At 46.5% G+C, this 25,339-nt stretch carries 18 protein-coding genes; 3 read left to right on the top strand and 15 right to left on the bottom strand.

Annotation, left to right across the window (positions count from 1 at the left end):
• Positions 1-34: 34 nt before the first annotated feature.
• The 10 genes from CPIN_RS18155 to CPIN_RS18110 all read right to left on the bottom strand — a co-directional run bounded on the left by CPIN_RS18155 (position 35) and on the right by CPIN_RS18110 (position 11,463).
• The gene (locus CPIN_RS18155) at positions 35-1,057 is read right to left on the bottom strand and encodes an LLM class flavin-dependent oxidoreductase (protein ID WP_012791292.1); all 1,023 of its coding nucleotides are present in this window, start codon (positions 1,055-1,057) and stop codon (positions 35-37) included.
• A gap of 36 nt (positions 1,058-1,093) precedes the next feature.
• Positions 1,094-1,636 carry a YceI family protein gene (locus CPIN_RS18150; protein WP_012791291.1) on the bottom strand — a complete coding sequence of 181 codons (543 nt, stop codon included), beginning with the start codon at positions 1,634-1,636 and terminating at the stop codon, positions 1,094-1,096.
• Between the two features lie 202 nt (positions 1,637-1,838).
• A complete protein-coding gene (gene rnhA / locus CPIN_RS18145) occupies positions 1,839-2,294 on the bottom strand; it encodes a ribonuclease HI (protein WP_012791290.1) in 456 nt (151 codons plus the stop codon).
• 33 nt (positions 2,295-2,327) lie between these two features.
• Positions 2,328-3,965 (bottom strand): acyl-CoA carboxylase subunit beta, encoded by a 1,638-nt coding sequence (locus tag CPIN_RS18140; protein WP_012791289.1) that lies wholly within the window; start codon positions 3,963-3,965, stop codon positions 2,328-2,330.
• Positions 3,966-4,259: 294 nt separating this feature from the next.
• Positions 4,260-4,958 (bottom strand): C40 family peptidase, encoded by a 699-nt coding sequence (locus CPIN_RS36770; protein WP_012791288.1) that lies wholly within the window; start codon positions 4,956-4,958, stop codon positions 4,260-4,262.
• A gap of 14 nt (positions 4,959-4,972) precedes the next feature.
• Positions 4,973-6,115 (bottom strand): CapA family protein, encoded by a 1,143-nt coding sequence (locus CPIN_RS18130; RefSeq protein ID WP_012791287.1) that lies wholly within the window; start codon positions 6,113-6,115, stop codon positions 4,973-4,975.
• Positions 6,116-6,340: 225 nt separating this feature from the next.
• The gene (locus CPIN_RS36765; protein WP_012791286.1) at positions 6,341-8,182 is read right to left on the bottom strand and encodes a glycoside hydrolase family 76 protein; all 1,842 of its coding nucleotides are present in this window, start codon (positions 8,180-8,182) and stop codon (positions 6,341-6,343) included.
• A gap of 482 nt (positions 8,183-8,664) precedes the next feature.
• A complete protein-coding gene (locus tag CPIN_RS18120) occupies positions 8,665-9,600 on the bottom strand; it encodes a bifunctional helix-turn-helix transcriptional regulator/GNAT family N-acetyltransferase (RefSeq protein ID WP_012791284.1) in 936 nt (311 codons plus the stop codon).
• Between the two features lie 119 nt (positions 9,601-9,719).
• Entirely contained in the window at positions 9,720-10,163 is a 444-nt protein-coding gene (locus CPIN_RS18115; protein ID WP_012791283.1) for a c-type cytochrome, read from the bottom strand.
• A gap of 1 nt (position 10,164) precedes the next feature.
• Positions 10,165-11,463, bottom strand: a complete 1,299-nt coding sequence (locus CPIN_RS18110; protein ID WP_063715327.1) for a PQQ-dependent sugar dehydrogenase — start codon at positions 11,461-11,463, stop codon at positions 10,165-10,167.
• 178 nt (positions 11,464-11,641) lie between these two features.
• Here CPIN_RS18110 and CPIN_RS18105 point away from each other — a divergent pair, with 178 nt between their 5' ends.
• Both CPIN_RS18105 and CPIN_RS18100 read left to right on the top strand, forming a co-directional pair.
• On the top strand, positions 11,642-12,244 hold the full coding sequence (locus CPIN_RS18105; RefSeq protein ID WP_012791281.1) for a Crp/Fnr family transcriptional regulator: 603 nt from the start codon (positions 11,642-11,644) through the stop codon (positions 12,242-12,244).
• A gap of 83 nt (positions 12,245-12,327) precedes the next feature.
• The gene (locus CPIN_RS18100) at positions 12,328-13,461 is read left to right on the top strand and encodes an oxidoreductase (RefSeq protein ID WP_012791280.1); all 1,134 of its coding nucleotides are present in this window, start codon (positions 12,328-12,330) and stop codon (positions 13,459-13,461) included.
• A gap of 205 nt (positions 13,462-13,666) precedes the next feature.
• On the opposite strand, the gene CPIN_RS18095 is transcribed toward CPIN_RS18100, so the two are convergent.
• Both CPIN_RS18095 and CPIN_RS18090 read right to left on the bottom strand, forming a co-directional pair.
• Positions 13,667-15,514, bottom strand: coding sequence for a RagB/SusD family nutrient uptake outer membrane protein (locus CPIN_RS18095; RefSeq protein ID WP_012791279.1), 1,848 nt, complete (start codon positions 15,512-15,514; stop codon positions 13,667-13,669).
• Between the two features lie 12 nt (positions 15,515-15,526).
• Complete coding sequence (locus CPIN_RS18090) at positions 15,527-18,787, bottom strand: SusC/RagA family TonB-linked outer membrane protein (RefSeq protein WP_012791278.1); 3,261 nt, start codon at positions 18,785-18,787, stop codon at positions 15,527-15,529.
• Between the two features lie 423 nt (positions 18,788-19,210).
• On the opposite strand from CPIN_RS18090, the gene CPIN_RS36760 reads away from it, so the two are divergent.
• The gene (locus tag CPIN_RS36760) at positions 19,211-19,777 is read left to right on the top strand and encodes a hypothetical protein (RefSeq protein WP_012791277.1); all 567 of its coding nucleotides are present in this window, start codon (positions 19,211-19,213) and stop codon (positions 19,775-19,777) included.
• Positions 19,778-19,944: 167 nt separating this feature from the next.
• Here the strand turns inward: CPIN_RS36760 and CPIN_RS18080 are convergent, their stop codons facing one another.
• The 3 genes from CPIN_RS18080 to CPIN_RS18070 all read right to left on the bottom strand — a co-directional run bounded on the left by CPIN_RS18080 (position 19,945) and on the right by CPIN_RS18070 (position 25,242).
• A complete protein-coding gene (locus CPIN_RS18080) occupies positions 19,945-20,373 on the bottom strand; it encodes a carbohydrate-binding protein (RefSeq protein WP_186774300.1) in 429 nt (142 codons plus the stop codon).
• Between the two features lie 275 nt (positions 20,374-20,648).
• On the bottom strand, positions 20,649-24,560 hold the full coding sequence (locus CPIN_RS36755) for a CheR family methyltransferase (RefSeq protein ID WP_012791275.1): 3,912 nt from the start codon (positions 24,558-24,560) through the stop codon (positions 20,649-20,651).
• An 85-nt stretch (positions 24,561-24,645) separates the two neighbouring features.
• Positions 24,646-25,242, bottom strand: a complete 597-nt coding sequence (locus CPIN_RS18070) for a chemotaxis protein CheB (protein ID WP_012791274.1) — start codon at positions 25,240-25,242, stop codon at positions 24,646-24,648.
• Between the last annotated feature and the right edge of the window lie 97 nt (positions 25,243-25,339).

Here is a 25,339-nt window from a genome sequence, read left to right as displayed (position 1 = left end):
AGGCGTTCGCTTGTGGCGGACGCCTCTTCTGGCATTATGCGTTTACCAAAGGCTTGACTTTGTTACCTATCAGATCAATTGCGTTCATCAGTTTGTCATGTGGTACTTCCGCGGAATCCATCTGGAAGGTCAGTCTTGAGACGCCTCCCAATGCGTTCGCGTGACGCACTATCTTCTCTGCTACTTCTTCTGCACTTCCTACCAGCAGGGCGCCCGTAGGGCCATTCTGGGCAATGAAATGTTGTTTTGTTACCGGTGGCCATCCTCTTTCTTTACCTACTTTCGTCATACTGGCAGCGTAACCCGGATAAAAATCTTCTATTGCTTTTTCTGTTGTTTCTGCAACGTATCCAAGCGAGTGTAAACCAACGGTGAGTGTTTCAGGCGCATGTCCTGCACGTTTTCCGGCTTCGCGATAGAGATCGATCAGCGGACGGAAACGATGTGTTTCCCCTCCAATGATCGCTACCATCAGTGGTAGACCTAATGCGCCGGCGCGTACGAAAGACTGTGGCGTACCGCCTACCCCGAGCCATATAGGAAGTTTTTCCTGCAATGGGCGTGGGTATACGGGTTGATTCTTCATCGCGGGTCTGAACTTACCTGACCAGGTTACGAATTCCTTATCGCGGATCTCCAGTAACAAGTCCAGTTTCTCCGAAAACAGGTCATCATAATCGTTCAGGTTGAATCCGAATAACGGGAAAGCATCTGTGAACGAGCCACGTCCTACGACCATTTCTGCACGACCGTCGGAGATCAGATCAAGGGTGGCAAAGTTCTGAAATGCACGTACCGGATCCATTGCGCTCAGTACTGTCACAGCACTGGCAAGTTTAATCTTTTTAGTCCGGGAGGCTGCTGCCGCAAGAATATGCGTAGGCGCCGAGTCCAGGAAGCCCTTACGGTGATGTTCACCGATGCCAAATACGTCAAGGTCCGATTTGTCTGCGTGTTCCATTCGCTCAAGTAACTGGAGCATAGCATCCCTGTCACTCAATGCAGCGGCCGCATTATCACTGAACCTCGCCGCAAAGCTGTCAATTCCAATTTCCATATATCAATGAAGGGTTTACTGTCCGGGGGCAGCTGCTCATGCCAATACAGGCACAGATTCTTTTACCAGCTGCACTTCCATCAGCAGTTTTACTTCATCGCTCAGTACGATGCTACCTGCTTCTGTAGCTGCATTCCAACGCAGTCCGTAGTCTGCGCGGTGCAGGCGGCCTTTGATGGAAAAGCCTTCTTTCTCCTGTCCGTATGGATCTGTCACAACACCATTGCGTAAAACATCGAGTTCGATACTATGCGTATGACCTTTGATCGTCAGATCGCCGATCAGTTTATATTCTTCTTCTGTTACTTTTTTAATCTTTTTAGATACGAAAGAGATTTTAGGATGATGCTCTGTATCGAAGAACTCACCACCTTTCAGGTGCTCGTCTCTCTGTTTGTTGTTGGTAGTGATGCTCGCTGTTGTTGCTTCAAAAGTGATCGTCGCATCGTGAAAATCCGCGCTTTCAGTCTTAACACTTCCTGTAAACTCCGTAAAGTAACCGCTTACGTTTGTGATCATCAGGTGTTTTACTTTGAATCCAATTTCGCTGTGTGATTCATCGATCTTCCAGTGTGTCATAATCTTTTCCTTTTAGACAGTTGAAATAATAATGATGTAAATGTAATATGTATTCTAATTATAACGAGTGGATAAATTATAGATAATGGTGGACAAATTTCAATTTTTCATTAAATAAATGTTAAAGTGCCTGAGATAGATGCATGAAAAAGGGCTGTCCGCCTTCGCGCAACAGCCCTTTTTAAAATATTGGTATTTGTATCTATTCTCCTTCGAAGCCGACATCATCCAGCCAGTTGCCGCTATCGGCAGCCTGTGTGGCCAGTTCGTCGCAACGGTTGTTCAAAGGATTAGTGGAGTGTCCTTTTACCCAATTGAACTTCACCTGGTGTTTTTTAAAAGCAGGAATAAAACGCTGCCAGAGGTCCTTATTCTTTTTGTCTTTAAAACCGGTCTTAACCCAGCCCCAGAGCCAGCCTTTTTCAACGCTGTTGACTACATACTGGCTATCTGTAAAGATCTTGACCTGGAGTCCGTCTCTCTTCAATGCTTCGAGGGCTACGATAACTGCCATCAGTTCCATACGGTTGTTGGTGGTGAGGCGATATCCCTGTGATAATTCCTTGCGGACACTGTTCCACATCAGCACAACACCATAGCCACCTGGGCCTGGGTTACCGCGGGAGGAACCGTCCGTGTAAATAATAACTTCTGACATAGCGGGCAAAGATAAGGATTAAGCGCTATGCTTTTACACCTGGAATACACCGAGGCTAAAGCTATCTTCTACGGGCGCATTATTCGCAGCCGCAATGCTTTCAGACAGTATTTTACGTGTATCCTGCGGATCTATGATCTCATCTACCCATAAACGCGCAGCAGCATAATACGGTGTCGTCTGACTGTTATAGCGTTCAGTGATTTCATTCAGCAAACGGCTTTCTTCTTCCGGAGAGATCTCCTCTCCTTTTGCTTTCAGCGAAGCCACCTGTATCTGAAGCAATGTTTTAGCTGCCTGTTCTCCACCCATCACTGCGATCTTGGCATTAGGCCATGCATAGATAAAACGCGGATCATATGCTTTACCGCACATGGCATAGTTGCCTGCACCATAAGAGTTACCTACGATAACAGTGAATTTAGGCACTACCGAATTGGCTACGGCATTCACCAGTTTAGCGCCATCCTTGATGATGCCGGCATGTTCACTGCGACTGCCAACCATAAAACCAGTGACGTCCTGAAGGAATACCAGCGGAATTTTTTTCTGGTTACAGTTCATGATAAAACGGGCTGCCTTGTCTGCGCTGTCGTTGTAAATAACACCGCCCATCTGCATCTCTCCTTTTTTGCTTTTCACCATCTTCCGCTGATTGGCAACAATCCCTACCGCCCAGCCATCAATGCGGGCATATCCGCAGAGAATTGTCTTGCCATAGTCTTCTTTATATTGATCAAACTCAGAACGGTCTACTAAGCGGTGAATCACCTCCAGCATATCATAAGGACGGGTACTATCTTCCGGAATGACGCTGTACAGGGTAGCAGGATCTTTCTCCGGAAGCGCAGGCACTGCCCGGTTAAAGCCGGCACTTGCAGGATCTCCTATTTTGCTGACGATCTTTTTAATCTGATCAAGGCATTCTTCATCGCTGTCAAATTTATAATCGGCGATACCGGAGATCTCAGTATGGGTAACGGCTCCGCCTAATGTTTCCGCATCCACGGTTTCACCGATAGCTGCTTTTACGAGGTAAGGTCCGGCCAGGAAAATGGAACCATTCCCATTCACCATGAGTACTTCATCACTCATAATCGGCAGGTATGCGCCACCCGCTACACAACTACCCATAACGGCAGCGATCTGGGTAATACCCATAGCGCTCATGCGGGCATTGTTGCGGAAGATGCGGCCAAAATGTTCTTTATCCGGGAATATTTCATCCTGCATCGGCAGGTAGACGCCTGCACTGTCAACCAGGTAGATCACAGGCAGTCTGTTTTCCATGGCAATCTCCTGCAGGCGCAGGTTCTTTTTGCCTGTCAGCGGAAACCAGGCGCCGGCTTTCACGGTCATATCATTGGCGACGATCATACACTGACGGCCGCTGATATAGCCAATACCACCGACAGTACCTGCTGCAGGACAACCACCATGCTCAGCGTACATGTCATAAGCGGCAAAGGCGCCGATTTCTGTAAAAGGGGTGTCTTTGTCCAGCAGATAAGCAATTCTTTCTCTCGGGGTCAACTTTCCTCTCTGCCGCACTTTTTCGAGGTTCTTTTTACCTCCTCCCTGTTCGATGACGGAGAGACGTTGTCTGAGCGTGCTAAGAGATTTGCGCATCGCATCTTCGTTCCGGTTCATGTCCAGTTGCTGTGCATCCATATGATTGTTTTTGGTTCAGGGCTATTTTATGGCCACAACTAAAAATAAGGAAGAATTAGGAATTAAGAATTAGGAATTACGAATTGGGGGGTAAGCATCTGAAGCAGATCATTCGCAGATTCTTTTATATCAAGGCAGTAGTATTTGCGCTGAGACATTCCACGCAACAGCGTATATAAACAGGGAAATATCTTCAATAACAATGCCTTTAAAACACCTTCTGCAAGGCCGTTTTAAAGGCAATATGATATACTTGACCACTATGATCAAATAAAACAATTAAAATCAGGAGAATTAATAATCTGTAAGATTCCCTTCCTTCATCGGTATTACTGTATTGGTAGAATCTACTTCAATAACCCTTTTCGCAGCGATAAAACGCTTCTTATAGTACTCACTGTTCGTGATATCTACAATGTTCACGCCCTGGTTGCTGGAATGGATCATCAGCACCTTCCCATTGTCTACTTTGTACACACAACCTACGTGTGCGACTCTTTTTACTTTGGATTTGGTACTACGTCCGGTGAAGAACAGCAGATCGCCGGGGGTGAAGTCCGATACGGTGATGAGGTTACCCAGGTTGCTCATTTCAGCTGCTGTACGTGGCAGGGTCATACCGATAAAGGAGAAACCAAACTTGATCAGACCGCTGCAATCAAAGGCCATAGGACCGATAGCGCCACGGATGTATGGTTTACCCAGTTCTGACTCCAGTACGGCGAACAGTTGCTTGATGTTGTTACGCAAGCCTGAGGTATCGTATGTATTGACGGTGATATCTGAGTTTGGGAAATACAAACTGTCAGGCATCGGTGGTGGTGTCACGACCTTATGATGGACAACCGCTTTGGACTTATGGGTCGTCGCTTTCTTATGGTAAGCAGTTGTATGTTTCTTCGCTGGTGCGTGTTTAACTGGCTTTTTCTTTATTTGTGCCGCAACAGTGGTAATGCTGGCAACTGATATGATTATCGGCAATAACTTCTTCACAGTAACATGATGTTTTAGTCAAAGACCCCTTCTTCGACCGCCTGATAACTAAAGTCCTCGGCAGATAAAGTTCGGATCATTTTGAAAGCTTTCGATGTTGTATCCGGTTTAGGTATGCCTTCCCCCTCTTGCAGGAAAGAAAACACTTTATGCTCGACAAGGTTTCCCTCGCTGGTGATTTTTACCCGCAGCAAAGGTGCAATATTATTGGGATATTTTAAATTGAATTGATGATAAGTTGCAAAATTTCCTAAACTATAAGCCACTAATTTACCTTTATAACGCTCCATACCCCTTACTACGTGGGGGCCTGAGCCGATTACGAGATCTGCTCCTTCATTGATACACATATGAGCGAAATGTCTAACATCACCCCTGTTCTGCCCCAAAAAGAACTCCCTTCCCTTCGGCGTATGGGTACGGGCAGCGCCTTCGCCACCGCCATGGAAGAAAACAACCAGCAACTGACAAAGCGGACGTACCTCAGCAATCGTAGCCCTTACCAGGGAGTCGTCATTCATGTCCAGACAACCTGTATGGGGTGCAAATGAGACAAAACCAATCCTGGTATTCCTGACGGTCAGGGTATCAAATACCCGTTGTGGCACTCCACTGGTCTTGATATTCACACTGTCCAGGAAACCCAGGGTATGTGTTACTCCTTTCTGACCGAAGTCATAAGAGTGGTTATTGGCCAGGTTCAGGTACTCAAACCCTGCTTCCTTATACCACATAGCCTGTTTGTAGGGGGTACGGAAAGCGAAACACTGAGTAGAGTTTCCGCAATTCTTAAACACCTTTGCGCTGTCAGATACCGCACTCTCCAGGTTGCCGATACGCAAATCGGTCTCCTGCAATAAAGGCATCGCATATTGTAAGATATTTCCCTCCTCCTCTGTCGGTAAAAAGGCTTTAGCCGGATAAGATGAACCCACCATCAGATCGCCCACAATGGAAAAACTGATCGTATCAGGCAAGGTATCTACTACCGGGTAGAAGGTTGTATCCTGACGCAATGCCAGACTATCCGTATATCTGATCTCAGCATATACAGGAGACTTGTCGCCCTTTACGCCGGAAAGCGAATGGGAGAAAAACAATAAAAAAACAATGTTAAAAGAAAACAAAGGAATACTCCTTGCAGCAACTTTCAGCATACAGCAATCTAATATATTAAAATGATATTCAGTCTATTATAGCGTATAAACGTCATTCCGGGGGTACAATAAGATAATCATAACAACACTTTGACATTCACGAACCGTCCCTTGAGGTATTATGCCCACAAATATACATGAATCCGGTGGGATTTTGCAACAGGAAGGCCAGCCCTCCCGAAGGAAGACCGGCCTTTAAAGTATAGAGGATTCTGTTACAATCAGTTATTTCACGAAAGAAATTGTACTTTTTTTACCATCTTTCACAATCGTGATCCAATATACGCCGCTGCCTAAACGCGATACGTTCAGATTGTTGGCTGTCAGGCGATTGCGGAGAACGACCCTTCCCGACATATCCACTACCGTTACGTCTGCACCCAGCAGGTCCGCACCTGACTTCAGGTACAACGTATTACCTGCAGGGTTAGGATATAAGGTCACGCCTTTCAGCAGGCTTTTTTCGATCGTATTCACCCTTGCTGTAGTCACCGCTGCCGGTGCTGCACCTGTAGCGGTAATACGGATTGAAGTGGCTTTATCATTGAAGTTCTGTGCCACCAGACAACTGTTATCAGCAGTCGCTGTGACAGATGTACCAGCAAAGTTGTCGTTCTCATAAAGGATCACCTGGTAACCACTGCTGACACGGAAAGAAGAGATATCATCATTCAGAATACCAATGGCCTGTAGCTGCGCAAGGGTATAGTCACCTGCCGGCAAACTCACCACTGCACCAGTGTAATTACAGTCTTTGAAGAAAGATGCACCTGCGGTATAGCTGATGATAATAGAAGAGGTACTATCATTCCAGGGAGCGCCAATCCAGGCGCTGTTGCCTGTCACTACCAGACTGCCACCGGTGAAGTTATCATTCTTGTAAAGGGTCGCCTGATAACCTGCAGGGATTGCAAAAGCGGTGACATCATTGTTGGCAATACCTTTTGCCACCAGTGCAGCCGTATTGTAACTACCAACGCTCAATCCCCAGTAACTGCCGCCATAGTTGACATCTTTAAAGAAGAAAGACTGATCCAGTAAGGCTGCTGCTTCAATCAGCATCACACCGCTCAGCTGTGTAGCATAATCGGTAGAACCTGATGGCTGTTGTGACCAGTTAGCGCCTACCAGGTTGGTAGAAGGATTGATACCATTCGTTTTCAGTGTCTGTGCATTGAAGCGGATCGCCTCATTATAGGCCGCCCGCTTAGTGGCAGAAATGTTACCTTCTCTTGCCAGTTCTGTGAGATAACGCATGAAGATGCCTTTGAATAATCCACCATCACCATTACCGGTTTCGTTCGCGAAAAACATACCATTGGTACGTCTGGAATTCATGGCATAATCTGCTGTTTTTACTGCTTCATTCAGATAGTAAGTATCGCCGGTAATCTTGTACAGCTCCCAGCCTGCGCCGATGAATGTACCTACGTTGTAAGAGAAGATCCAATCCTTGTTGGTAACGCCGGTGCTCAGGTTGATATTATCCCATACAGCGCCGGTAGTCGGGTCTACCAGGTTAGCCTTCATAAAAGTGAAAATGTCCTTGATCAGCTGCAGATCAGTTGCTGAATTGTTAATCCGGTACATCCTTGCACCCAGGATGATGGCAGGTGCATTGGCACAGGAATTCTTACAACCGACACAGCCTTTGTTCCAGTCGATCGCGCCATTACTGAAACCGCCCTTGATGTCGGTCCACAGCTGACTGGCCACATTGTAATAATCCACGTCGCCGGTTTCATCCCAGGCGCGTAGTGTAGCAATACCCATCCAATCCATGTCATCATAGAAATAATTGATGTAGGTGTTGCCATTTGATGCCTTTGTGTTCAGTAAAAGGGCTTTCATACGTGTCTTGTAAGTTTCGGAACGGGTACGGGTATAACCGTCCAGTAACGCATGTACACCATTGGCGCACCACCAGTAGTTGTTGTTAGGGGTACCAAAAGTGTTGTACATACTTGTTTGCAGGGCCTCAGCCGTGGAATTGAAATTAGCGAGCTGGCCGAATGAACTGAACTGCATACACAGCAACAGTACGGCCACTTGTAGAAGTGATTTCATGTTTGAAACGGTTTTGAAGGATCAGTATTTAGTGAGTAATAAAACATTAAAGAATTAGGAATTAGGAATTAAGAATCAAGAATTAAGAATTAAGAATTGTAATGCAGCGGAGATCGGGTTTGTTTAGGTTTGATGATGCTTATCTGGATCAGGTTAAGGACTGTCCGGACCTGTTCGGACTGGTCTGACCCTGGGCATAGGATCAACTTATGGGTTTTCAACTCACAGCACAAAACGACGGAATATACCAATGCCGGTGGGTTATATAACCAGCATTAAACAGAACAATGCCTCCCGTCTTAAAACGACGGCTTATGAAAAGTATGTAAATGGAAGAGAGATAATGAAGGATGAACGGATTCTTCATTTCAAAAGGGTTTATGTATGATAACTACATTTTACCCTGGATAGAACTACAGCGAAATAAAAATATCTAATTATTTTAAATAAAGCAAGGGGGGTTAACAATAAATGTCGCCTGCTTAAATCAGGTCAATCTCATAACGTTCTTCCGTCAGCTGTAAGCCCCACATTGGCATGTGTTTCTCTCCTGACTTACGGAAACCGTTCTTTTTAAACAAGGAGGTAGCTGCTACCTGCTGACTCGTCGTAATGAGATAGATTTTCTGGAACAACTTCTCTTTAGCCGCATTGATCGCTTCCGTCAGCAGTCGCTGACCAATACCGATACCACGGTAATCCGGATGAACCAGGAACCAGCGCATCTGCGTAGCGTAACGGGAATGTCCCAGTACCGCGATAGAACCGATGATCTGATTGCCGTGCATCGCCAGGAATACCTGATCCTTGGAAGAATTGTAGGCTTCCAGGAACTCATAGAAGGTCTTACAGGTATGCGTTTCGAATTCCAGGTTGTAACCTGCTTCCTTCGCATAAAGCGACCCGTGCATGTGCATGATAAAACCAGCATCTCCCGGTTGCAGATCACGTCTGTAGGTGATATCTTCCGGAGAGATCTTCGCGTCGTCAGAAAGGATGTGACGCACGGTTTTCATTGCGCCTGCCAATGCCAGCTGCTGCTCTGCCGGTACCGGCTCAAGCAGTTTCCCGATCTGTTCTGCTGAACCCTGTTCCAGGGTTTCAAGCAATTTAGACCCTTTTGTGGTCAGTTGCAGATACCAGGTACGGCCATCCAGGTTGGATTTACGTTTGGCAATAAGCTGATTTGATTCAAAGGATTTAAGTATACGACTCAGGTAACCGCCGTCAATACCCAGATTGGCAATCAGTTTTCCCGCCGTGCATTGTTCTTCCTCTTCCCTCAGCTTTATCAGTACACGGAGTGCTGATAAAGAAAGATTATTGTCCGCTAAGTGCCTGTTTAATAACTCCGCCAGGCTATTGTAATAATTATTGAATTCACTAACCTCCCGCACCACTTCTGGATTCACTGACATGTCCCTAAAATTTTCCGCAAATGTTAGAAATCTGTTTGACAAAAGCAATTAAAAAACAGCGACATTTACCCACATTGGGTGCATGTCGCTGTTAAGATATTCAGATTCTTTGTGTTATATTACTTTTTGGCTCCCCGTACCTGCGTTACTTCTGTTGCTGAAACGGTACTTGCCTTGTTGCCAAAGCTGTTTCTGACATAAGAAAGGATGTCGGCAATCTCCTGGTCCTTCAGTGCTGCCTGTGAAGGCATCGGATTAGAATAGTAATCACCGTTAATCTCTACGTCTTCGTTGAACCCGTTCAGTAAGATGCCGATCAGCCTTGGCTTATCGCCCAATACATATTCCGTTTTAATCAACGGTGGGTTCATACGGGGTACGCCGCTGCCATTCTCCTGGTGACAGGAGATACAGTACTGCCGGTATAAGGCCTTTCCCCTTGCGATAGTTGCTGCAGATGCGGCTACCGGTTTTGCCGCAGATTTGGCTGGTTTCTTCACCTGCGCGCTCACGTATAATCCCGCTATTAACAATGGCATTGCTGCCAGTATCCATTTGCCCATACTATTTTGTCTTATAAACGATCCTGTAAACTGTTCCTTTCGCATCATCTGTTACATACAGTGAACCATCAGGGCCCTGTGCCAGTCCGCAGGGACGGTGTTGCGCATCTCCTGGTGACTTCACCGGACCAGGTCCTGCAAATCCATCTGCGAATACTTCCCATTTACCGGATGGTTTACCATCTTTAAACGGTACAAATACCACATAATATCCCGCCTGGTTTTCCGGAGAACGGTTCCAGGAACCATGGAAAGCGATAAAAGCACCATTACGGTATTTCTCGGGGAACTGGGTGCCGGTATAGAACAGCAGTCCGTCAGGCGCCATATGTGCCGGGAATGCTACTACAGGATCTTCCGCTGTCTCACCTCCTGTCTTTTTGCCATCGCCACCATATTCAGGCGCCAGCATTTTCTTGCTGGTGAACGGATCGTAGTAGATGTAAGGCCATCCGCAGTCAGATCCCTGTTTCAACGCATACATACATTCTGCCGGTAAGTCCGCAGACTGTTTCTCTGTATACAAAGACGGGAACAGATCATGTAACTGATCACGGCCATGCTGCATGACGAAAAGCTGGTTTTGTTTTTTGTTCCAATCCAGTCCGACAACGTTTCTCAGACCGGTTGCATAACGTACGCCATCGCCATATGCCTGGTTCAGTTTATCTGCTTTGAACTGCCAGATACCACCGGCAGAGTCCAGCACCGGACAAGGCTGCATCCCCAAAGAACCCTGTGTTCTGTCCTGGGTCTGGCAAGAGTTGGAATAAGCCCCCACATTCACATAAATGTTGCCGGCATCATCGAGTACGATCGACTTGGACTCATGCTGACGACGGTCCAGTAGACCGCTTACCACTGTTTCCGGATGCGCCGGATCAGTTACCTGCTGCTGTGCATCCAGCTTATAGCGGTAGATGTTTTCATTGGAAGTAGCGTACAGGTAATCGCCTTTCACATAGATACCTGTTCCGCCATAGTTACCGAAACCGGACTGCTTATCGACCTTGCCGTCACCATTGGTGTCCTGCAGGAACAGGATACCATTGTTGTTCTTTGCCCTGTCCAGTTTAACATAGATACTGCCGTTGTCAGTCACAGCAATGTGGCGGGTACGGCCCAGGCCATCGGCTACTTTGAGTGCGCCAAAGCCCGCAGGCAGTTTCAGTCCTGCATTGTCTGCATCAGGTTTAACGACAGCGGCGCCTGGCTTATCAGGTCCGCCTGCGAATACGGAGGAAGTGATAGTCGTCATCGCAATGACAGACATCAGTAATACCTTGCTTGTTGTTTGCATCGGCATATGGTATTGAATTAATTAAGAATAAAGCCGGGGGAAAATTACGAAAACTAAAAGGGAAAACTTCCGGAAACAGCAGGAAAGACAGATCCATCGCCTACTATTTTTCGGGATATCCGTTGAATGGTCCCGCCTGTTGTGCGGAATCGGCTATATTTGTCCGAAACCAGCGCTTATGCGAGCGACGCCAGCATTAACGGACCTTCACCAACAGATTATCGGCCATGTACAACAGCGTATCCGCCTCAGCGCAGCGGAACAGGAACGTTTTGTAAGTCTGCTGACCTTCCGCAGCCTACTCCCCAGGCAGTATCTCCTCCAACAGGGAGACGTATGCCGGTATGAGAACTACGTCTGCTCAGGCTTCCTCCGCTCCTTCTATACTGACAAGGCAGGAAATGATCACACCCTGCACTTCGCCATGGAAGACTGGTGGATCTCCGACTCTACCAGCTTTATATCGCAGAAACCCTCCCGTATCAATATCGTTGCACTGGAACCCTGTGCAATCTTACAGATAGATAAAACAGGGCTGGACCAGCTGTTTGATGATGTACCCGTATTCGAAAGATTCTGGCGGATATTGAATCAGCAATCCCTGATTTCACAGGATCAGCGGATCCTGAATAACATCTCCATGAGCGGTGCAGAACGCTATGAAGCACTGATCACCAAATATCCTGACCTGGAACAAAGACTCCCCCAGAAATTCATCGCTTCCTTCCTGGGAATCACACCCGTATTCCTCAGCCAGATCAGGAAAAACTATAAACGTTAAACTATTATAAGATCCGAAATTAAATTAGTTATACGTCCGGTAGGCGCCTCCTGACTGACCTTTGTATTCTAAAACAAAGGTTTATGACTAAGCAGCAGCAGATATTATTTCAGCCCTTAACACTGGGAAAAAGATACAGCAGAAACAGGTTTGCCCTGGCCCCCATGACCAGGAGGAGCGCAACTGCCACAGGCGTACCTACTGATGAAATGGCCGCCTATTATGCCGCATTTGCGGCCGGGGGCTTCGGTACGATCATTACAGAAGGTACCTATACAGATACATTATTCAGTCAGACAGATGCCCATCAACCCGGACTCGTCAACGAAGCACAACTCGCAGGATGGAAAACTGTCGTAGATAAAGTCCATGAGGAGGGACGGGATGCCAATGGTAATACCGCCCTTATCATCCTGCAACTCATGCACGGTGGCGCCCTCGTACAACATACTGACAACACCATCGCTCCTTCCGCCGTACAACCTGTTGGTATCAGAAATACAGAAGCCAATGGACTCAAAGGGCCATTTCCGTTGCCTGCCGTTATGACCACGGCTACCTTAGCCACCGCTAAAGCGGGTTTTGTTGCCACCGCTCTGAGGGCAGTAGCCGCAGGATTTGACGGCGTAGAGATACATGCCGCCAATGGTTACCTGCTTGACCAGTTCATTACTCCTCATACCAATATCAGAGAGGATGCGTATGGGGGTAATTATCGGAACAGATTACGTTTTCTGATGGAAGTATACCAGGAGATCAAAGCCGCTGTACCGGCTGATTTCATTGTTGGGATGCGTCTCTCTGAAAGTAAGGTAAACGATCTTTCTTACAGATGGCCGGAAGGCGCAGCTGCTGCTACGGCTATCTTCAAAGTCCTAAAAGAACTGGAAGCAGATTATATCCATATCGCTGCCGAAGGTGGTAACTGGGGAAGAGAATCCTTATACAGTGACGGACGATCCTCGAATGGTATCGCCAGGAAAATAACCGGCCGGCCTGTCATTGTGAATGGAGGAATGCATGATATGACATTGGCTACAGAACTGCTAAATGCGGCGCAGGCAGATATGGTGTCTATAGGAAAGGCTGCTATCAGCAACCCTGATCTGCCTAATAAAATAGCCAGAGGGGAAGCCCTGATCGCATTTTCTAAGACCCTGATCAAGGATAGTCTGACGATTTCAAACGTTGGAAAACAATTAGGAATTAGGAATTAAGAATTAGGAATTTCTTGCGATTAGTGTGTGTTGAAAGGATAAATGGGCTAGATTTTAAAACGCTGGCTAAGAATTAAGAATTAAGAATTAAGAATTAAGAATTAAGAATTAAGAATTAAGAATTAAGAATTAAGAATTAAGAATTACCGCGAAGATCTCCGCTGCATTTCAATTCTTAATTCTTAATTCCTAATTCCTAATTGAATTAATAGCCTGGATTCTGTACCAGCTTATTATTCCTGTTCATCTCATCTCTTTGCAGCGGCATGAAATACATCTTGTCCAGCCAGATCCTGTTTTCATTGACCAGGGTCACCGCTGTATAGGTGTAATCATAATTGGTTTCATTACGCTGATATAAGGTCACCTTTACATTTGGTTTCAGCTTACCTACTACGTTGATGCCACGTAATGCACGACCTACTGTAGCAGGTGCAATCATCCAGCGGCGTACATCGAAGAAACGCTGTTCTTCAAACACCATTTCGATCTCTTTTTCTCTTTGAAAGCGTGCTTTCAGGGCAGCACCGGATTCTGTAAAAGCCGGCATACCTGCACGGGTTCTGATCTTATTCAGGTAATCCCGTGCTTCTCCATCTTCACCCAGTTCGATACAGGCTTCTGCATAGTTGAACAGTATCTCTGTATAACGGAATACCGGATAAGGCACCTCCTGACGGAAGTATTGCGCATCCACATTCGGATCGATGAATTTCTTCATGTAGTAGCCGGTGAAGCTACCGTTCCAGTTCTCAACAGGTCCCTGACGGGTGTCCAGTCCGGGAGAATTAATGATGCGCTGCTGCTCAGGGTCCCATACTTCATAGACGCCGGTCTGCGCCTGATTAGCCGGGTCTTTGGATGCAACGTCGGTAGGACGCTGACGCCAGTTGGCTCCATCATACAGGATACTTGCATAAAAACGCGGATCACGGTTGCGGTAAGGATTCGCCTTATGACTGGCTTCTCCCCAGTTGAAAAGCGTACCATCACTCATTTCATAATCATCGATGAGTAACTGTGTAGGCGTGTTACCTGACCAGTTGTGATAACCATTCAGACCATTGTAAAGGCCGATCTGTCCGCCGGCTTCTGATTTTGTATTCAGGAAATAACGGGAGAAGATGCTTTCTGTATTATCCGCCAGGAACAACTGCTGATAATTCGTGCTGGCTTCTTCCGGTGTAGCTGGTGAGGGGAATGCCAGTGAATAACGACCGAGGTCCATCACTGCTTTAGCCGCAGCCTTTGCACGTTGCCAGCGCTCTGTACGACTACCGCTGGTATAAGCCAGTACTTCCGGTTTCTGGGCAGCTGCTACCACAGTTGATTTCGCCTTTGCGGTAGGGAAATCATGCAGATCGCTCGCCGCATAAATCAGGATACGTGACTTCAATGCCATTGCGGCTCCTTCTGTGGCACGGCCTTTAATAATACTGGCGTCTTTGGCGTGCAGATAGAATACGGCTGAATCACAGTCTTTCACGATATGCTCCACACAATCAGAAAAACTGGCACGATCAATCGTATAATCTTTATCATCCAATGTATATACCACATCTACCAGTGGCACACCGCCATAAGCGCGTACCAGCTGATGATAGTAATAAGCACGCAGGAAATAGACTTCTCCTTTCAGACGTTCTCCGGTAGCCGTTTTATCAAAAGGCACCTTCTGTATATTCTGGAAGAATACGTTACAGGCGCGGATACGTTTGTACATCTCTCCCCACTGGAAGGTACCCCTGGTATTGACATATTCCGCATCCGTCGGACTGATCGTCGCTTCTCCCATGTTCTTCATACCATAGTTATGTGTAAACATGGTTTCATCGGTAGCAGAGGACAGCATCGTTTCCAGGAAACCACCGCTGCTCAGTCCATTGTATATTTCATTGACAAAGGCTTCTGCCAGTGCAGGATCCTGCCATACATCATCTTTTGTTGCTTCGCCCAATGGCTTTGTATTCAGGAAATCAGTATTACAGGAAGCGACGGTAAAGGCGCCCGCAATACCAATGCTGATATATATTTTCTTCAATAACTGCTTCATGAGACTGATAATTTAAAAGGTTAAATTGAAACCGGCATTCAATACCCTTGATTGCGGATAATACTGGCCATTTCCGTTCACTGACTCCGGATCAAGGATCTTCAGGTTGTCAATGGTGAACAGGTTTAAACAGTTGGCGTAAATCCTCAGATTTGTGATACCTGCTTTCTTCTTCAGAAACTCAGGAATGCTGTAGCCGATCTCCAGATTTTTCAGACGCACGTAGTTAGTGCTGCGTACCCAGTAAGTATTACCGGTAGCCCAATAAGTGTCGTTACGGTCGTTTACACGGGGATCAACGCTGCTTGGATTGTCCGGACTCCAGCGATGATCGAAATAGTCCTGTGTAAAGTTGCCGATCTCACCGGATTCTGTATTGATATGCAATGCACCGCCGGTAGCACCTTGTACGAGCAAGGCGAAGTCGAAGTTGCTGTATTGCAGATTCACGTTCAGACCGCCGGTGAATGTAGGCTGGGAACTTTTATTATAACGGATCTTATCATCACCATCAATCTTACCGTTACCATCGATATCTTTGAACTTCATATCACCCGGGCGGAGATTGTTTGTGAGTGCAGAGTAGTTAATGGTGTTCTTATCGATCTCTGCATAATCTTTAAATACGCCGTCATATTCATAATAGAGCGCCGTATTCATTGGCATACCGGTGGAACGTTGCCATACCGGTGCACCAGGTGCTTCATCCCAGAATACGATCTTATTTTTAGAGTACCCGCCATTCACACTCACATCATAGCGGAATTTAGTACCTACGGTACTGTTGTATCCGATGCGGAATTCGAAACCTTTATTATCTACTTTACCGATATTTTCTGCTGGCAGCGTCATACCGGTTGTTTGCGGAACAGAAGCATTTCTTCTTACCAGGATACCGGAACGTTTGTTCATGAACGCGTCCAGTTCGAAGTAGATCTTACCGTCGAGTAAAGCTCCATCCAGACCAACGTTGTAGTTGTTAGCCACCTCCCAGGAGATATACGGATTCGGAATTCGCGCCTCATACAATGATTTGAGGACGTTACCACCCAGGATGTAACTGCTGAATCCATATGTAGAATAGTACTGATATTCCTGTAAGGTAAGCGTACCGTCATTGTTGTCATCGAAGTATACCTGGTCATTACCCAGTTTACCCCAGGATGCGCGCAGTTTCAGGTAATTCATGAACTTCACGTTGTCCTTCCAGAAACTCTCTTCTGACACGCGCCAGCCGAGCATCAGACCCGGGAAGAATCCGAAACGGGAAGTAGACGGGAACATGTAGGAACCATCATTACGCCATACAAACTCAGCGAGGTATTTCTCTTTGTAGTTGTAAGCCACACGACCAAAATAGTTCAGACGTGCACGGTCCCACGCAGAGCCCCCATTGTCTTTTTCTGCATCGCCACCAGCAAACATCTGGTCGATCAATGGAGAAATAAAGTATTTGCGGAGTGCGTTGAAATTATCAGAGTGTACAGTTTCTCTTTCAATACCAAACACAAAGTTCAGTGTATGATTTTTGTTAAAGGTGCGGTCGTAAGTCAATAAACCACGCAGCAATACGTTGCTCTGATCTTCATCACCCTGGTTGAGTGTCGCCTGATCAGTACCACGTTTACTTCTCACCAGCTGCGGCGTCGTACCATCCTGTTCATACGTTTTCTTATCCCATGTATAGAGGTACCATGGTGTCATCCATCTCTTCGTACGTTTCAGGTATTTATCAAATGCCACGTTACCGCTCAGTTTCAATCCTTCTACGCCAGGTACAAGGATGTCGAGACGGGCATTGGTCTGTACGTAATAACGTTTGTCTTTATCGTAGCCGGTCTGGTCGGTGGTGATGACTACCGGGTTGTTTCCATATTCGATATCCGGACCAGGCAGGCCGTTCGGCCAGAAAGCAGGTTCTGTCGGCTTACCACGCATGAGCATACGGAAGATATCGCTGGCGCTACGGGTAGGGTAATTACGTTCTTCCTGACGACCTAACATGTCTACGCTCACGTTGACATATTTATTGATTTTGGCGTCGAGGTTAACCCGCAGACTATACTGGTCATAACCGGTCGCTGATTTCTTATAATAAGCGTCCTGTGACTGATAACCGAAGGACGTCAGATAGCGCATGTTCTCGTTGCCGCCGGAGACCTGTACACTATGGTTTGACTGTGGCGCCCATGTTTTAAATGTAGACTTGTACCAGTCTGTATTAGGATACAACCATGGATCAGTGCTGTTGCGGAACTTGTCAATTTCGGAAGGACCGAAAGCGACATCCCATTTTTTATTGGTAGTAGGTGAAGTATAAGCCCCCCCCTGTTTGTATACGGACCATGCATCTGACCATTCCTTGCCGGGAACATCACGGTAGAGGCTCAGTTCATCACGCACCTGTGCATATTCAGCTGCGTCTGACATTTCCGGGATATGCGTCGGCTGAGACCATCCCTGGTTAAAGGAATAATTCAGCTGCGGCTTACCACTTTTACCACGTTTGGTGGTCACGAGGATAACGCCATTTGCTGCACGTGCACCATAGATGGCCGCAGAAGCATCTTTCAATACGGAGATGCTTTCAATATCCTGCGGATTCAGGCGTTCCAGTCCACCGGTACGACCTGCCACACCATCGATAACCACAAGTGGGTCATTATTACCCAGGGTATTGGATCCACGGATACGCAGAGAGGAACCGTCTGCACCAGGTTCACCACTGTTTTGCATAGCGGTCACACCGGGCATACGACCAGCGATGGAGTTGGATAAGTTAGTAGCGGGGGATTTCACCAGGTCAGCACCTTTTACAGTCGCGATAGAACCCGATACGGCTTCTCTTTTCTGTGCGCCGTAACCTACCACGACTACTTCACTAAGACCTTTCGTGTCGGCATCGAGGGTAATAGTGAGCGGCCCATTTCCATTTACAGTGAGCGTTTGCGGTAGGAAACCGATTGCAGAAACAGTGATTTGAGCGCCATTCGCGACGTTTAAAGTAAAAGTCCCGTCCGGAAGCGTAGTGGTACCTTTGGAAGTGCCTACCACTTTGACAGTAGCACCGATTACAGGTTCTTTATTTTTATCAACGATCTTTCCCTTTAAAGTGACATCCTGTTGTACAGAGAATAAGGTGTGATAACCATCTGCCGCCGCTACAAGCGGATACAGGGCAGGTAAAAAAAGCAGCAAGGTAAATTTCACGCGCAATAGTGCTGACTGCCAGGCATAACGATGCCTGACCTTCAACAGGTCTACATTTTTCATACGTTTGATTTGTGTGGTTAATAAAGGCTGATTACAAATCGCTGGATTTTGGCTGTAAAAAGAGATGCGGCAACATCTTCATTTCAGACGCTATTAGTGGTTGTCATCATCAAATGCGGTTTATACATGTTAAAGAATACAAGGTAGCGGGTCAATAGCACAACTACATAGGTTTTATCACATAGAGTGCAGCCTAGTTTTCATAACGATAAATTTCTCAACGTGTCATTTTCACACCTAAAATAGAAAAAATAATCAACTTTTATATTTCTTTTAACATACTGCGGCGATAGTATAGTGAAAATATGTATGCTCAGCAGTAAGATTGACCTCAAAAAAAGCCCGTTTTACCGCTAAGTCCCGCTCCCATAGCCGCCGGAACAGCGTATTACGCTAAATTAGTTTTTCTTAAAAACCGGAACAATGGAAAAAGCACTGATCAGACTCTCCTACCGTCAGATTATCGATGCCGCAGCGCAGACGACTTTCGAAAAAGAGGTATTTAATGAGAGTTATAATGAATTTCTCCTACAGGTACAGGCATACAACCGGGACCAGCAATTCAGTACCCTGGAAGAGGTACGTAAGGCCAATCCTAAGGCGGCCTCCCTGCATTATAAAGTAGGTTTTTCCGTAGGACTGTTTATCCGGTCACTGCAGCAGCGTATTCCCGGACTGACAGACAACCAGGACAGACCGCTGCTGTTTACTGGTCACCAGTTTGAGATCATCGCTTCCGACATCAGCGATAAGCGGGCGCATAAGGTGGCTATTACCTATACAACCGATGCGCTTACACTATTAGGAATTGCCGGTGACTACCTGGTGCTTTCAACAGGCAATCAGTTACAACAGATCACCCAACAACCTGTGCAGACATTCCTGGTGAAATTACAGGCGCAATTGTCTATAGCTGATTATATGTCAGCAGAAAATATATCAGGCAATGAGGTGAGAAATGCAGTAAATAATGTTTCCTTTGGTGTATAATCTTCTTTCTGATAATAGTCAGCCTATAGTTATCCTTCGTTAATCCTTCGTTGCGTGAACGAAGGATTAACGAAAGGTGACCCTTATCTAAGCGATATCTGCCCGATGACAACACATAAAAAAGGCCGGAAGTATTCCTCCCGGCCTGATATTGAAAAAGATATTATTTAATAATCCTGTACAAACGTAATCGAGGTGATACTGAAGGGATTTCCTTTCGCCACGAGATAGAGGTCATGGATCCCATTCGAATACTTGGGATTTCCGACCAGTTTCAGGGCATAGGTGGTATCACCGGTGTAAGGTATCTGCAGGGTACCGATACGCCTGCTTTTCTTCCCTTTTGGACGGTCTATACGGAATTCCAGTCTACCGCTCTTCTTTTCCTTGTTCTGACAAAATACGACCACTTTAAAGCCAATTTCACCCATACCGAGGTTAACCTGACCAAAGCCCAGGTAACTACCCGATTTCATCTTAAATTCTGTTTCAAAATTGCCTTTCTTTAACGGTGCAGCAGGTACAGTTGTACCGGCAGGTGGCGGCGTAGCGGACGGCGGTGTTGGAGCCGTTTGTCCCCGGACAATCAATTGCACAATCAAGAAAAAAAGACATAGGATAGGCCTCATAGCGATTCAATCAGTCAGGTGTCTTTTAGGCAACCTGACCAGTGTCCAAAATACTAATTAGGTCGAAAAATTACGCAAATTTATATTAAAAATTCCAATAATAATACAGACTGATTCCCAGTGGTTTAAACCGGTACTGTTTGCATAATACTAGAAACAGTAAATGGCTCCCCGCAGAGAGCCATTCATTGTATACTTCTATTACGCTGATACCGGCTTTTTATTGTGCCGGCCATACTATGTTATTGTTGTGTTTCCGGAATAATAATATGAAAGGCTGCACCCTGTTGTTCTACTCCAAATGCCTGAATATCACCGTTATGAATATCCATGATCTTACGGCAGAGGGCCAGACCGATACCGGTTCCTTCGAATTTTTCCTTCTGATTCAGTCGCTGGAAGATAACAAAGAGCTTGTCCGCATAGGTCTGATTAAACCCGATACCATTATCCGCCACAATGATCCGGTAATAGCCCGGACCTTTTGGCAGCAGCGGCAGGTCATTCAGTTCTGAATCGGATATTTTATTGGCTGTGATGGTAATGCGGCACTCTCCGTTCGGAATGGAGAACTTCAAGGCATTACCGATCAGGTTATAAAATAACTGGTTCATCTGCAAAGGTACCGCGTCTATAACCGGCAGTTCCGTGATATCTATTTTCGCATTTTTATCGCGGATCAGCAGTTCGAAGTCTTCAATTACATTGACGACGATCTGGTTCAGGTCCACCGGCAGGAAGGCATTCTCACCCAGTTCCAGGCGGGAATAGGCGATCAGGTCCCTGATCAGGTCAGACATTCTGATAGCAGACTGTTTTACCTTTCTCAGGTACTGGGCGGTATCTATTTTGGTCGGTGTTCCAGGTTTTACGCTCTCCAGCATATCGGCAAAGAGGCGGATCTTCCGGAGTGGTTCCTGTAAATCGTGCGAGGTGATAAATACAAACTGTTCCAGTTCGTGATTTCGTTTGGACAGATTCGCATTGGCGTCTTCCAGGGCTATGGTTCTTTCCCGCACTTTTCTTTCCAGTGCATCTTCCACCATCTTCTGATCATCAATATCTGTACAGGCGCCGATAAATCCAACAAATTCGTCCTGTGAATTAAACCGCGGGATACCTGAACAGGCCAGCCAGTGATAGGTACCGTCATGGCGTTTCAGGCGGAACTCTGAGTAGAAGTTCTTTCTGTCACGGGAGGAACGGCTGAAGTTGATCTTCCATTTGTCGGTATCTTCCGGATGCATGATATCGTACCAGCCATTGTCTTTATTCTGATCAAGGGAGCGGCCGGTATATTTCTGCCAGGCTTTATTAAAGAAGGAGAAGGATCCATCTTTTTCGGCGATCCAGATCATCGCCGGTGCGGTATCTGCAATCATCCTGAAATAGGCTTCACTTTGCTGCAGGTGTAACTGTGCCAGCTTTCTTTCGGTGATATCCATTGTGACACCGATCATTTTCTTCACAGAACCATCCTCCTCATATACACCCTGACCGGTAGCTGCGATCCAGTGTACAGAACTGTCCGTCCAGCGGATACGATACTCTTCCACATACAGCATACGGTTACTCAGGGCATGTTGCAGGGCTTCTTCCGCACGACGTACATCTTCCGGCAGGATCATCGCCAGCAGCTTTTCATACGTGAAGCCGGCCTGTGACGCCAGTCCGTAATTACTTTTGAATTGCTCGTTTCCATGTATCACACCTGAGGTGAGATCGAGTTCCCAGGAACCGAGACGGCCGGTCTGTAAAGCAAAATTCAGGCGGTCATTGACCTCCTGTAAATGTTTTTCAAACTGTTTGCTTTCTGTAACGTCCGTGACTACGCCTAATACGCGCACGGCAGTGTTATGGTCATCGAAAAACACCTGCGCCTTGCAGGAGATCCAGTTCACTTTTTCTTCGGAGATATTGATACGGAAATCGACGTTGATCTGTCCATTATCTTTTCCTGCCAGCGCTGCATAGATACGGCCCTGTGCAGCGGCTGCATCTGCGGGATGGATCACTTTGAGGAAGCTGTCAAAGTCCAGTGGCATTAACGCAGTAATACCGAAAAGCTCCCGGCTTCTGTCAGACAATACCAGTTCTTTGGACAGCGGATTGAAGTCCCATGTACCGGTACGAGTTCCTTCCAGTGCAAGCCGCAGTCGCTCTTCATTATTACGAACCACTTCCTGTTTCCGGGCGATGCGTTCCCTGGCCTCTCTTACTTCTGTAATATCTTCTATGGCAATGAGGATCAGTTCTTCTTTCAGGTCCTGAGAAGTGATCAGCTGCCCGTTCATCATGATGGTACGGGTACCGTTGCCGGTGGATTTATAGGTCAGTTCGTAGTTAGCGAACGGCGTGCGGGAAGTCAGGAGGTTTTCCATCAATGACCGCAGATCCGAAGTATTCCACTGTTTATTTCCCAGTTCGTAGAGCAGTTTACCTTCAGTCTCCTTACGTTCCATTTTAAAGGATCGGTAGAAGGAAGCATTGGCACTGACTACCCGGATATTGGTATCTAGGATCAACAGGGATTCATGCACGGTATTGACGATAGACTCGGCATACAGGCGCGCATTATTCAGCTGGTTGTTCCTTTCCAGCAGATCATTGTTACGGGTGCTGAGTTCATCATTGATGACCTGTAATTCCTCCTGGGAAACTTCCAGTTCTTCATTCAGACTTTTCAGTTCTTCGTTGGCAGACTGTAGTTCTTCGTTTGTCGCCTCATAGGCTTCGGCCACGGCGCGCAGTTCTTCTTTATAACGCTGTACTTCTCTTTCCAGCTGGAAAATACGCAGGTTCTGTTCATCCGCAGTTTCTGTAACGTCTACCCTTTTCGCAGCTATTTCGTTACCGACAAGATCGTTCTGCTGATTATTGAAAATAACGAGGAAGTAGTTTTCGTGCAGGTTACTGATCGGTACGATCTCAAAGGAAACATTGAGTGTACCGGAGGCAGTGGTGATGGTCAGCCCATCCTTACGGACATTCCTTTTGGTAGACTGCGCCTGACTGAGCGCGCTACGCAGGCTGTGCACGAGGTCTCTATGCGCCAGTTTCAGGATATTAAGACTCGCTTTACCGGGACCGTGCTCAAAAAACTGCATGGTAACACCTCTGAACTCTACGATGTCCAGTTTTTCATTAAGCAGGACTGCCGACGGTGCATACATGGAAAGTATTATACTGTCGGCCGCTTTCTGAGCATCTACATTTTCATCCCTCTCCTGATCAAAGCTTGGTGTCATATGCTTTATTTTTTTATTAGTCGGGAACGCACTTCTCAGCGTCCATTTATCTACATTCTTTTTAAGATAAATCTTCGTTTTCTTGGAAGGCATCTCAAAGAGGTCCGGAGACCGGTTTGTTTCTGACTTTCCGAGCCAGAGAAAACCACGGTCCTTGAGGGCATAGTTGAATATGCTCAGCATTTTCTTTTGCAATACGGGCTGCATATAAATGAGCACGTTACGGCAACTGATAAGGTTCAGCTTCGCAAATGGCGGATCTGTTAGCATGTTGTGGCAGGCAAACACACAGGCATCCCTGATGACGCCTGATATCTCATATCCCTGATCCACTTCTACAAAAAAACGCTCCAGGCGCTCGGGGGATACACCGGCGACCTGTGATGCAGTATAGAAAGCCTTACGGGCAGTAGCGATGACTGCTTCCGAAAGGTCTGTGGCGAAAATCTTTACGTTGCTGGCAAAATGGTCATCTCCCATCAGTTCGTAGAGACACATGGCAATGGAGTAGGCTTCTTCGCCGGTCGCACATCCGGCGACCCATATACGCACCTGTTCTTCCTTTTCGCGAGCCGACCTGACTACCTGGGGAAGTATGAACCTGAGCAGGTATTCAAAACTCCCTTCGTCCCTGAAAAATGATGATACGTGGATCAGCAGGTCTGCGTAGACAATGTTCTGCTCGTTCTCATTATCCTTTATAAACGTAAGATATTCCTCAAATCGCTGAATATTCACAAGCGACATTCTTCGCTGAAGCCTTCTGGTGATGGTGGATATCTTGTATTGCAGAAAATCTACCCCGGAAAATTCAGAAAGGATCGCTAATATGCTTTTTAAGGCAGCATTGGGTACCGAACCAGATCGCCTTCTGTTCAACTCCCCTTCAGAATGTGTATCTGGCATACAAACAGCTTTAGTTTGTGTCTGGTTTTTTTATGTTCCCATACTATTAGGACTGCTAAAGATAATATATAAAAATTAAATCAACTCAGGTCAAACTGTTATATGCGCCCAGGTGCCTGAGCAGAAAACGGGCGATATCTGCCGGGGGCAATATCGCATGCGGATCATCCTTATTGATCGCCGTCTGCGGCAGGACATTGAATTCCGTCGTGTCCGGATCCTGTACTACGACCAGTCCGTGATAATCTTCTATCGTTTTAATTCCTTCTATCCCATCAGTCCCCATGCCTGACAGGATCACGCCTATCGCATTTTCCTGAAATGACCTGGCCATGGATTTAAAAAATATATCGATGGATTTATTGATCACTTCCCGGTGATAACGTCTCCTGACCTTGAGATAGCCATCCTCCGTGATCATCATCTTGTCCTCCGTTAATACATACACATGGTCAGGCTCAAGCCTGGTATCATTCTCCACCCTATGCACCGGCATATCGGTAAATCTGCGTAAGATTTTACTGAACCGGCTGGGATATTCCCTGGTCAGATGCGGTACGATGACATAAGCGGCCCCGGTTTTTTCCACGACCTGTTGAAAAAAGTCACATACTGATTCCAATCCTCCCGCAGAACATCCTATTCCGATGCAGAAAAGTGGTTGTTGCCTGGTGATTTCCATATGTTGTGCGTTTTAAGGGACAATAACATGGTCTCTAAAAAGCAACCTCGTCAAATATCAGGCCATGAGGAATAAGCAGCACATAGAAGAGGATTTC

Source organism: Chitinophaga pinensis DSM 2588 (assembly GCF_000024005.1).
Lineage (GTDB): Bacteria > Bacteroidota > Bacteroidia > Chitinophagales > Chitinophagaceae > Chitinophaga > Chitinophaga pinensis.
The sequence above is the reverse complement of the archived record's forward strand: the minus strand, read 5'-3'. Positions and strand labels throughout refer to the sequence as shown.